The following is a 12239-nucleotide window of genomic DNA, read 5'->3' as shown; positions in this document are numbered from 1 at the left end:
AAGCGCAGCAAAGCATCGGCTTTCTGCACAGAGAATGCGACGCCAAAAATTGGTAGTCAAGTGGTTTTATATAACGGTGTTTTTTACAATACCAGTGACTTCAGGCGGTACGGCTACGGCGCGCCAGGCGAAGAGTGAGGGAAGAGAAAAAAGGAGGATTTGCGCCAGCTGCCGGCAATACCGCGCCGGCAGCGGTGCGGCAAGTGGTATTAGCACTGCCGCACGTGTTGTCAGGCGGAGGGCATTGCCGCGCGTTGGTGTTGCGGATAATACAGTTCATAAAACCAGTCATACGCGCTTTCGATCTGCGCCTGGATGCGCGGGGGAATCGCATGCAGCTTCGGCACGCTGATCGTCGCCTGCTGGCGGTGCGTGTATTTCATGCGGTAATGGCTGTCGCTTTCCTGTATCCCGACGGCCAGATTATGCGGATCGATCTGCCATGGCGCCAGACCCAGCCACGCATACAGGTGCGACATGCATTCCACCGGCCGCGCCATCAAGTCTTCGAAACGCACGAAATACAGCTTTTTCTGCACCTCGACCGGCAGGTCCAGCACGGCGTGCAGGGAGCTCAAGGGCGCGCCTATGGTGCGATCCTTGGCAAACAGCATGTCCGCGCGCCCCATGCGGTCAAAATCGGCCAGGTGATCGATAAAATCGACAAGAATGGTGCGCTGGTGCTGCGCTTCGATGGAGCCGTAGACCTGGCCCAGTTCGCGCACGCAGACGATGACTTTCGCTTCCGGCGCCAGTTGCAGCAGCATCTCCACGCAATGCAGCCAGGCGCGGTTCTTGTCCACCACGCCCTGCTTGCCGCAATCCTGGTACCAGCCGCGCAGGAAGCCCTGCATGGCCGTTTTCAAATGGTCATAGCTGGCGTCGAAGGTGCTATCGAGCTGCGACAGGAAAAAAGAATCGTCGCTGACCATGCGCCGCATGCCCAACAAGGTATTGCACAGGGGGGAACTATTGCCTTCGCAATACAGGTCGGGATGCTGCGCCAGTAACTGGCACAGCAAGGTGGAGCCAGCGCGTGGCAAGCCGGCCACGCCAATGAAATGGGATGTCATGCGATGGTACTTTCTGTTCAGCACTGCTCTTCTGACGGAAAACAAGGATGGTGCAGCCATTATAAAACTGTTGCGACGACGCGACGGCATAAAAAATGCCGCTTCGAAACACGAAGCGGCACTCCGAAGCCACCCTATGGTGACGCAGCGGGCTTTACTGGTTTTCCTGGCGCTTGTTGCCGCCAGCTTCGATCGGCAGGCGCAGGCCGCTATCGACCACGCTCAAGCGCAGGCCTGGCAGGACATTGCTGACGACATTGCTGGCCAGTTGCACTACCGGCGCGCTGCCTGCGTTACCCTTCTCTCCCTCGCGCGGCGCCTCCTGCGTGGCGGCAGGCTTGCCTGGTGCCGTCTCGCCACTGACGATCATGTCGGCCTGCACCATATTGCCCTGCGAAGGCGCCACGGCAACGGCCGCGATCACGCTGGCGACTGCGCTTTGCAGCGCTTCCGTCGGCTTGACCTTCAGCACGCCCTCCACATAGTTCAAGGCGTAATTGTTCGACGCCTGGCCCGATGCCGATACCAGATAATTGCCGGCCACGGATGCCGTCGTTGCCGACGTGCTGAACACCAGGTTGCCGCTCACTTCGGCGGCCAGCGTGTCGCCACCGAGCAGGCCGCTGTAGCCGGCGCTGAAGTCGGGGTTGACGCGTCCCTGGTCTTTTTCAGTGTTGTCGACTTTGACCGTCAGCGCTGCCTGCGAGATCGTGGCCGTGGTGCTGGCACTGGAGTTGACCACGTAATTGCCCGCATCCGTGCCGCTCAGGCTTATGCCTGCCACCGTCACCGTCTTGCCCACGCCCGCATTCTTGTCGCTGAAACTGGCGCCATTGCTGGCAATACTCAGCTGGTCATTACCGATGCGGTTGTCGCGCAAGGAGACGGCGGCAGTCGTGCTGGCGTCATACACCTTGTTGACGCCGATGGCGCTGACCGTCAAGGCGGCTGGCGTAATCGTGGCCGTGGTACTGGCCAGGCTGCTGGCCAGTACATAGTTGCCCGCATCGGCACCGGCCAGGCCCAAACCGCTGATGACCACGGTCTTGCCCAGCGCCGCATTCTTGTCGCTGAAGGTGCCAAGAACGGGTCCGCTGCCCAGGCTCAGGGCGTCGCCGGCCAGCATGCCATTGAAACTGGCGCCCGCCAGGTTCAGGCTGGCCGCCGTGCCACCGTCATACACCTTGTTCGCTGCCACGATACCGGAAATGGCACTGATGGACGCCGGCGTGATGCTCGCCGTCAAGCCGGTCGGGTTGACCACCGTATAGTTGCTGGCCGCACCCGACCCGTCGAGCAAGGTCGTGCCGCTGACTGTCACGGTTTTCGCGCTGGCCGCATTCTTGTCGCTGAAGGCCGCCGTCTGGCCGGCGATGGCCAGGGTTTCATCGCCCACCAGGCCGACCAGGCTGCCACCGATCAGCTGCGCCACGGTATTGCCATCGTAGACCTTGTTGCCAGCGATCTGGCCCGCCACCGTCAGGGCTTTCGGCGTGATGCTGGCCGTCAAGCCGGTCGGGTTGCTGACCGAATAATTGCTGGCTGAACCGGAACCGTCGAGCAAGGTGGTGCCGCTGACCGTCACGGTTTTCGCGCTGGCCGCATTCTTGTCGCTGAAGGCCGCCGTCTGGCCGGCGATGACCAGGGTTTCGTCGCCCACCAGGCCGACCAGACTGCCACCAAGCAATTGCGCCACGGCATTGCCGTCGTAGACCTTGTTGCCCGCCACCTGGCCCGCCACCGTCAGGGCTTTCGGCGTGATGCTGGCCGTCAAGCCGGTCGGGTTGACCACCGTATAGTTGCTGGCCGCACCCGACCCGTCGAGCAAGGTGGTGCCGCTGACCGTCACGGTTTTCGCGCTGGCCGCGTTCTTGTCGCTGAAGGCCGCCGTCTGGCCGGCGATGACCAGGGTTTCGTCGCCCACCAGGCCGACCAGACTGCCGCCAGACAGTTGCGCTACCGCATTGCCATCGTAGACCTTGTTGCCCGCCACCTGGCCCGCCACCGTCAGGGCTTTCGGCGTGATGCTGGCCGTCAAGCCGGTCGGGTTGACCACCGTATAGTTGCTGGCCGCACCCGACCCGTCGAGCAAGGTGGTACCGCTGACCGTCACGGTTTTCGCGTTCGCCGCATTCTTGTCGCTGAAGGCCGCCGTCTGGCCGGCGATGACCAGGGTTTCATCGCCCACCAGGCCGACCAGACTGCCACCAAGCAATTGCGCCACGGCATTGCCGTCGTAGACCTTGTTGCCCGCGAACTGGCCCGCCACCGTCAGGGCTTTCGGCGTGATGCTGGCCGTCAAGCCGGTCGGGTTGACTACCGTATAGTTGCTGGCCGCACCCGACCCGTCGAGCAAGGTGGTGCCGCTGACCGTCACGGTTTTCGCGCTGGCCGCGTTCTTGTCGCTGAAGGCCGCCGTCTGGCCGGCGATGACCAGGGTTTCGTCGCCCACCAGGCCGACCAGACTGCCACCAAGCAATTGCGCCACGGCATTGCCGTCGTAGACCTTGTTGCCCGCCACCTGGCCCGCCACCGTCAGGGCTTTCGGCGTGATGCTGGCCGTCAAGCCGGTCGGGTTGACCACCGTATAGTTGCTGGCCGCACCCGACCCGTCGAGCAAAGTGGTACCGCTGACCGTCACGGTTTTCGCGCTGGCCGCGTTCTTGTCGCTGAAGGCCGCCGTCTGGCCGGAGAAGCCCAGGGTTTCGCCGCCCACCAGGCCGACCAGGCTGCCGCCAGACAGTTGCGCTACCGCATTGCCGTCGTAGACCTTGTTGCCCGCCACCTGGCCCGCCACCGTCAGGGCTTTCGGCGTGATATCGGCCGTGCCACTGGAAGCATTGCTACCGAGAATGTAGTTGCCAGCGTCCGCACCAGCCAGCGTGATACCGCTAACCGTGACAACCTTGGCCGTGCCCGCATTTTTGTCGCTGAACAAGCCAGAGCCTGCGACACTCAAGCTGTCGTTGCCAATAATGCCATCAAAGCTTGCAGTTCCCTTCAAGGTGGCTGTTCTCAAGCCATCATAGGTCTTGTTGTCCACGCCCACGTTCGACACGCTGCTGATCGTTGCCTTGGCGATATCGGCCACGCCACTGGAAGTCGTGCTGTCCAGGAGGTAGTTGCCGGCGTCCGCGCCACCCAGGGTGATGTTGCTGACGTTTACCGTTTTACCGGCACCGGCGTTCTTGTCAACAAAACTGCCATTGCCGCTCGACACCGTCAGATTATCCGCGCCCGCCTTGCCATTGAATATAGCCGTACCGCTCAAGGTGGCCGTCATCGAGCCATCGTAAGTCTTGTTGTTGACACCCACATTCGACACGCTACTGATGGTAGCCTTGGAGATATTGGCCGTCACCCCGGTAGCGTTACTGAAAGCATAGTTGCTGGCCAGGCCAGTACCATCCGCGACCGTCGCGCCCGTCACGGTGACTACTTTTCCGGCGCCTACGTTCTTGTCGCTGAAAGTTCCAGCCTGGTTCGACAGATCCAGGTTCAGCGTTTCCAAACCGACCAGGCCACTCAATACGCCACCCGACAGCGATGCCTGCTGCGTACCGTCGTAAACCCGGCTCGACGCCGTCACGTCCGTCACCGTCAGCGCTTTCGGCGTGATATTCGCCGTTCCCGCCGATGACTGGGCAACCGTGTAGTTGCTGGCCAGGCCCGTGCCGTCGCCCAGGCTGGCGCCCGTGACCGTGACGGCCTTGCCATTGCCCGCGTTCTGGTTATTGAACACGCCGCTGGCGCTGTTCAAGACCAGCGTTTCTCCGCTGACCAGGCCGTCCAGGGCGCCGCCCGTGAGGGCCGCCGTGGCGTTGCCGTCATAGGTCTTGTCCGCCGCCGTCGCGCCCGTCACCGTCAGCGCTTTCGGCGTGATATTCGCCGTTCCCGCCGACGACTGGGCAACCGTATAGTTGCTGGCCAGGCCCGTGCCGTCGCCCAGGCTGGCGCCCGTGACGGTAACGGCCTTGGCGTTGCCCGCGTTCTGGTTATTGAACACACCGCTGGCGCTGTTCAAGACCAGCGTTTCCCCGCCCACCAGGCCGTGCAGCGCGCCGCCCGTGATGGCCGCCGTGGCATTGCCGTCATAGGTCTTGTCCGCCGCCGTCGCGCCCGTCACCGTCAGCGCTTTCGGCGTGATATTCGCCGTTCCCGCCGACGACTGGGCAACCGTATAGTTGCTGGCCAGCCCCGTGCCGTCGCCCAGGCTGGCGCCCGTGAGCGTGACGGCCTTGCCATTGCCCGCATTCTGGTTATTGAACACGCCGCTGGCGCTGTTCAAGACCAGCGTTTCGCCACTGACCAGGCCATCCAGGGCGCCGCCCGTGATGGCCGCCGTGGCGCTGCCGTCATAGGTCTTGTCCGCCGCCGTCGCGCCCGTCACCGTCAGCGCTTTCGGCGTGATATTCGCCGTTCCCGCCGACGACTGGGCAACCGTGTAGTTGCTGGCCAGCCCCGAGCCGTTGCCCAGGCTGGCGCCAGTGACGGTAACGGCCTTGCCATTGCCCGCGTTCTGGTTATTGAAGACGCCGCTGGCGCTATTCAATACCAGCGTTTCCCCGCCCACCAGGCCGTTCAGCGCGCCGCCCGTGAGGGCCGCCGTGGCGTTGCCGTCATAGGTCTTGTCCGCCGCTGTCGCGCCCGTCACCGTCAGCGCTTTCGGCGTGATATTCGCCGTTCCCGCCGACGACTGGGCAACTGTGTAGTTGCTGGCCAGCCCCGAGTCGTCGCCCAGGCTGGCGCCCGTGACCGTGACGGCCTTGCCATTGCCCGCGTTCTGGTTATTGAACACGCCGCTGGCGCTGTTCAAGACCAGCGTTTCTCCACTGACCAGGCCGTCCAGGGCGCCGCCCGTGATGGCCGCCGTGGCGCTGCCGTCATAGGTCTTGTCCGCCGCCGTCGCGCCCGTCACCGTCAGCGCTTTCGGCGTGATATTCGCCGTTCCCGCCGACGACTGGGCAACCGTATAGTTGCTGGCCAGGCCCGTGCCGTCGCCCAGGCTGGCGCCCGTGAGCGTGACGGCCTTGGCGTTACCCGCGTTCTGGTTATTGAACACGCCGCTGGCGCTATTCAATACCAGCGTTTCCCCGCCCACCAGGCCATTCAGCGCGCCGCCCGTGAGGGCCGCCGTGGCATTGCCGTCATAGGTCTTGTCCGCCGCCGTCGCGCCCGTCACCGTCAGCGCTTTCGGCGTGATATTCGCCGTTCCCGCCGACGACTGGGCAACCGTGTAGTTGCTGGCCAGCCCCGAGTCGTTGCCCAGGCTGGCGCCCGTGACCGTGACGGCCTTGCCATTGCCCGCGTTCTGGTTATTGAAGACGCCGCTGGCGCTGTTCAAGACCAGCGTTTCGCCACTGACCAGGCCGTGCAGCGCGCCGCCCGTGATGGCCGCCGTGGCGTTGCCGTCATAGGTCTTGTCAGCCGCCGTCGCGCCCGTCACCGTCAGCGCTTTCGGCGTGATATTCGCCGTTCCCGCCGACGAACTGCCGACCGTGTAGTTGCTGGCCAGCCCCGAACCGTTGCCCAGGCTGGCGCCAGTGACCGTGACAGCCTTGCCATTGCCCGCATTCTGGCTATTGAAGACGCCGCTGACGCTGTTCAAGACCAGCGTTTCGCCGCCCACCAGGCCGTTCAGCGCGCCGCCCGTGATGGCCGCCGTGGCGCTGCCGTCATAGGTCTTGTCCGCCGCCGTCGCGCCCGTCACCGTCAACGCTTTCGGCGTGATCACCAGGCCGCCATCGATATAGCTGATCGCATAGCCGGACTGCCCGCCCGTGGCATACAGGCCGCTGGCCGACACCCCGTACGTGCCCGCATTCACGGCACCTGTGGCATTGCCTGCATAGGCGAGCGTACCGAGCAGATCGGCGCCTGCCACCGTGTTCGAATATGTGACGCTATTGCTGCCGCCAGCGTAGGCCACGCCGTCATACACCTTGCTGTCGTAAGAAACGCGCACGGCGATCTGCTTCATGAACGAGCGCAGGAAAGGCGCGCTCTGGCCATCGTAGGCGACCCACATCTGGCCCAGTTCCCAGCCTGCGCCCGTGTAGTTCGACAGCGTCTTGAGCCCGCTCGTGGTCAGCTCCGTGCCGCCCGCGCTCGTTGCCTTGCCACTGGCAGTGCTATCCCAGTAACTGCCCGTGACGCTGCCCGCGCCCGTGCCGACCAGGCCGCCGCCGGCGCCGCTCACGCTGCCATTCGCATAGCTGGTGTCGAGCGTGCCGCTGTTGCTGCCCACCAAGCCGCCCGCGCCGCTGCTGCCAGTCACCGCGCCGCTGGCATAGCTATCCTTGATGGTGCCCGTTCCAGTGTTGCTGCCCACCAGGCCGCCGACATTGTTGGCGCCCGTGACGGCGCTGGTGGCAAAGCTGCCGCTGACGCTGCCGCCATTCGTGCCGACCAGGGCGCCCGTATTGTCGCCGCCGCTGATCGTGCCACCAGACAAGCCCACATTGGCGATCACGCCGCCGCTGCCGACGACGCCAAACAAGCCCACGCCCGCCACGCCCGACTTGATAATATTGAGGTTGGAAACAATATGCCCGGTGCCGTCGAGGCTACCCGTGAAGGCCGACCCGGCCGTGCCGACCGGGATGAAGCCCGTACTGCCCCACACGTCATTGCCGTTCGCGGCCGTGCTGGCTGCGCTGAAGCTGCTGCCCAGCGTGTAACTGGCGGCCTTGCTCATCGCCATCAATTGCAGCTGGTGCGTGGAATTGATGGTGTTCGACCATTCCGACGCCAGCATGGGGCGCGTGCCAGCGCTGGCGCCATTGAGCGAACCATCGCCGCTGACGATCACCCAGTTGTTACCCGCCGCGCCGGCCGTGGTGGTGAAATTGAAACCTGCGAAATTACTACCTTGCAACATCTGCGCGCTGGTCAGGCCTTGGGCAACGGTGGTTGCACCATTGCCTACATGGCCAACGGCAGTTGCCGCCGGATTCAGCGTGCTGTTGAAGTAGGCATTGACAATGGAACCACCATTGTGATCGCCAACAATAGCGCCGTTATTAATGCCGGTCGTCGTGAGCTTGCCCGAATAATATGCATTGGTGAGGGCAACACCAATGTTGTAGCCCACCACGCCGCCCACGGTGGAGTTGCCCGTCACATTGCCGGTGGCATAGCTGTTGCTTATCGGACCGGCGGACACGCCAACCAGGCCGCCGAGATTATTCGTCCCGGTCACATTGCCGGTGGCATAGCTGTTCGTTACCGCGCCGCTTTCTATCCGCCCCAGCAAGCCACCCAGGCCGGAAGCTCCCGTGACATTGCCCGTCGCATAGCTGTTCGTGACCGTGCCTTCGCCCGTGTTAATGGCCGCCAAGCCGCCGCCATAGCTACCGCCCGTGCCGCCAACGCTGACGGCGCCCGTGGCATAGCTGTCGCTGATCGTGCCGCGGTTGTAGACGGCAAGGCCGCCAGCGAAATAATTGGTGGATGTGGCAGCCACGGCGCTGGAACTGTTCTTGATGAAGCCGCCCGCCGCATTCTCGCCCACCAAGCCGCCTGCCGCGCCAAAACCACCGGCAACGACCGTGCCTGCCGCGCGGCTGTTGCTGATCGTGCCCGCATTGGTGCCCACCAGCGCGCCCATGTTGATATAGCCAGAACCATGCACGGCGCCGCTGCTATAAACGTTATCGATCTTGCCATTATTAACGGCGGCCAGCGCACCGATGCCGGCGTAGCTACTACTGGCATAGGCAGCTACCGACCCTGCAACGCTGACGTTGCCCAAGCCCATGTTGCGCACCGCCCCGCCCGTGCCGATATTGCCGAACATACCGATGGCCATTTCCGGACGGTTGATCGTCAACCCGATGATTTCATGGCCCAGGCCATCGAGCGTGCCCGTGAATGGTGTCGTATCATTGCCGATAGGCATAAATCCCTTGCCACTCTCCCAGCTGCCCGTGGCGCGCGCGTCAATATTGCTGCCCAGCACATAGTTGCCGGACAAATTGCCCTCCAGGCCCTGCACGTCGTTGCCGGTAGTGCTGTTGAAGGCGCCCAAACTGTTAATGACCTGATACACGGTCACGCCGCCATCGCTGCCCAGCTTGGTACTGAAATTATTGCCCGATGGCAAATCCACTTCCGCCTTGACGTTGTAGGTGGCCAGATTGCCGGCGGCGACCCCACTCTGGCCGTATTCCAGCGCCAGGCTGGCCGTGCCCGAGCCGCGCATGGCCTTGTTGATGTTGATATTGTTCTGCGCCGTCAGGGTCAGCTTGTTGGCCGACCAATTGACGTTATCGTTGACGTTGATATTGCCTTGCGTACCGCCAGCACCCGATACGCTCTGGATCTGCACATTGCCCGATTTCAATGAGTTGCTCAGAAAGGTGCCCGTCATGTCGCCGCCGGAGACGGCAATATTGAAGTCCGTGGGATCGATCAGCCAGGTGCCTGACATCCCCTTGGCCGACGCCGTCGTCACCTTCAGCGCATCATCGATCTTGACGTGCGCGGCCGAGGTATCGACAAAGCCGCCATTGCCCGTCAGGGGCGCGCTGGCGTCCAGCGTGCCACCCGCGTTGACCGTGCCGCTTTGCATGTCGCCCAGCAACTTGATCGTGCCGCCGCGCGTGTCTATCGTCTGCGCCTCGATCACGCCCGTGTTGTTGACGACGGTTTTCAGCAAGTCACCGGCCGCCTGCGCCGTCAAGACCACGCTGCCGCCGTCCGCCCGGATCATGCCGCCATTGTTGACCAAGGCGCCCACGGCGCCCGCGTTGACAGCGACATTGAGCAAGCCGTCGCCCGCCACGTCCAGCGTGATGGCGCGGCCCGCCGCCAGGGCCACCGAACCCAGGCGTGCCTGGATCGTGCCCTCGTTCGACACGTTGGCGCCCAGCAAGGCCACATAGCCGCCCGGTGCGCTGATCGAGCCCTGGTTCAGGACCTTGCCCGTGCCATTGCCGCTAAATTGGTACTTGCCGGCCATGAAGTCGGCGTTGTTGATATCCAGCGTGGACGCCACCAGGCCGGCCGTGTTCACGGATGCGCCCTGGCCGAACAGCACGCCGTTCGGGTTGACGATAAACACCTTGCCGTTGGCCGACAAGTTGCCAAGGATGATCGTGCCATCGCTGCCCAGCACGCGGTTCAGGGCTACCGCATTGCTGTTCGGCTGCTGGAATTGCACCGACTCGCCCTTGCCGACATTGAAACTGGCCCAGTTGATGACGGCGTTCTGGCTGCCCTGCTTGATCACCGTCGCACCCGGCGCGCCGTTGATCGTTGCCTGGCCCGCCACCACCGTGCCACCCGCCGGCCCCGCCAGCGCCAAACTGCCATAGCCCAACATCAGCGCCGCCGCCATGCTGGTCAAGGCGAAATGCGCGCCGCCGCCGCTGCATCCTGGCATCGAGCGCTTGCCGGCGGATTTGACGTTTTCGGAAACGGCGGCGTAAGCGCCCGTGGCCTGGTTCCAGATGGAGCGGTAGATGCGGTTCATGGCGGTGTCCTGATTTTTTAGCTTGTATTAATTAGAAGTACTTGACGGCTTGCAGCCAGAAGCGGCCTGCCGCATCCGGTGCCGAGGTCGCCTTGGCATTGCCCAGCTTGTGTGCGTAATATGCTTTCAGCACGAGCGCGTTGGCGCCCGTCCACGTCACGCCCATGCCGGCGCCGCTCAGGGTGCGGCGGTTCTCGCCGGCGCTCCACGCATTGCGGTTGAGCTTGACGCTGCCCGTGTCGGCAAAGGCCAGCACCTGCAGCTGGCCGGGCAAGGCAGTGAACGCCGGCAAGTTGTGCCGCAATTCCAGGTTCAGCACATAACCCTGGTCGCCATACGCCTCGCCGCCCGGATAGGCGCGCACGCCGCCCATGCCGCCGATGCCCATCTTTTCCGACACGTCGAGATTTTTCGACGCCGCCTGGCCGCTGAGGCTGCCGAACAAGCTCGTCTCGCCGCCCAGGCTTTGCAGGCGCGCCGCGTTGAAGGCGAGCTTGTTGAAGTGACCGTTGCTCTTCACCGTCAGCTGGTCGATCAGGCGCGCCACCGGCGTTTCGATGTCGATCTTGCCCGTGGTGTAGGTCAGCGAATAATTGCTGAAGCCACCGCCACCCCAGCCATCCTTGGCGTCGCCGTTCAGGTTCAGCATCCACACCCTGGCCGTCTTGTCATTGACGCTGCCCGTCGATTCCGTGCGATCCTGGAACGTCTTGTCGTCGTAGCTGACCTGCGCATACAGGTTGCTGCTGCGCGAGCGGATCAGCGGATAACTGCCATACGCGCTGGCGATCTTCGCCGTGCCCTTGGCCTCGAGCACGGCAAATTCCTTGCCCAGCTTGTAATCCATATACGTGTAGGCGCCGCCCAGGCGCAGCAAACCGGCCTGGCCCTGGTACGCCAGGCGGCCGTAGTTCAAGCCGTCGGCCGAGGTAAACGCGCGCACGCTGGCCACGTCGCCGATGCCGGCCAGTTCATTGATGTTCAAGGTGGCGCCGATGCGGTTGCGGCCCGTGTAGCGGTTGCCCTGGTTATCGACATCGATGCTGCCGTTGAAGCGCGATCCCGGCTGCACCTCGACGATCAGGTCGGACGCGCCCAAGGACGCGCCCGGCGCCAGGGTCGAGCTGACCTGCACGCCCGGCAAGTCCGACAGCAGCAGCAAGCGCCGCTCCAGCGGCGGCGTGGAAATCACTTGCCCGTCGAGGCCGGCCAATATCGTGCCGGCCAGGCCGTCGGACAGATTGCTCTGGTTGCGCAGCTGCACTTGCCCATACTGGCCCGGCAGCACGCTGATTTGCACCACGCCATCCTCGATATCCTGTGCCGGCAGATACGCTTGCGCGAGGAAATAGCCACGCTGCTGGTAATAGCTGGCAATGTTGGACGCCATGGCGCGCAGCTCGCCCAGGGTCAGCTCGCTGCCCGGCACGAAACCCGTGCTGGCGATCAGTTCGCTTTCAGGAAACACGGGCGGCGCCGTCACCTGCAGGCGCTGCACGGTGATGCGCGTGGTATCGCCCACCGTGGTGGCCGGCACATTGCCCTGTTGCACGCGGATAGCCGGCAGCGCCTTCGGCAACTGGGGAGCGACGGGAATCTGCTGCAGCTGGCTCCCGGCGTTCGGCGGATCGACGGCCCAGGCGGACTGGATCAGAAGCAGCAGGGTCAGGGGGAGTAATTTGGTGTTCAAG

3 protein-coding genes are annotated in these 12239 nt (G+C 63.7%); all 3 read right to left on the bottom strand.

Features of this window, described 5'->3' with window-relative positions; genetic code table 11:
* Positions 1 to 230 precede the first annotated feature (230 nt).
* On the bottom strand, positions 231 to 1073 hold the full coding sequence (locus tag FJQ89_RS27275; RefSeq protein WP_141172453.1) for a sulfotransferase family protein: 843 nt from the start codon (positions 1071 to 1073) through the stop codon (positions 231 to 233).
* A gap of 154 nt (positions 1074 to 1227) precedes the next feature.
* Positions 1228 to 10548 carry a YDG domain-containing protein gene (locus FJQ89_RS27270; protein ID WP_141173021.1) on the bottom strand — a complete coding sequence of 3107 codons (9321 nt, stop codon included), beginning with the start codon at positions 10546 to 10548 and terminating at the stop codon, positions 1228 to 1230.
* Between the two features lie 31 nt (positions 10549 to 10579).
* On the bottom strand, positions 10580 to 12238 hold the full coding sequence (locus FJQ89_RS27265) for a ShlB/FhaC/HecB family hemolysin secretion/activation protein (protein ID WP_141172452.1): 1659 nt from the start codon (positions 12236 to 12238) through the stop codon (positions 10580 to 10582).
* Position 12239: the final 1 nt, after the last annotated feature.

Origin of the sequence: Janthinobacterium tructae (assembly GCF_006517255.1) — a bacterium.
In the GTDB taxonomy this organism is placed as follows: domain Bacteria; phylum Pseudomonadota; class Gammaproteobacteria; order Burkholderiales; family Burkholderiaceae_D; genus Janthinobacterium; species Janthinobacterium tructae.
The sequence above is the reverse complement of the archived record's forward strand: the minus strand, read 5'-3'. Positions and strand labels throughout refer to the sequence as shown.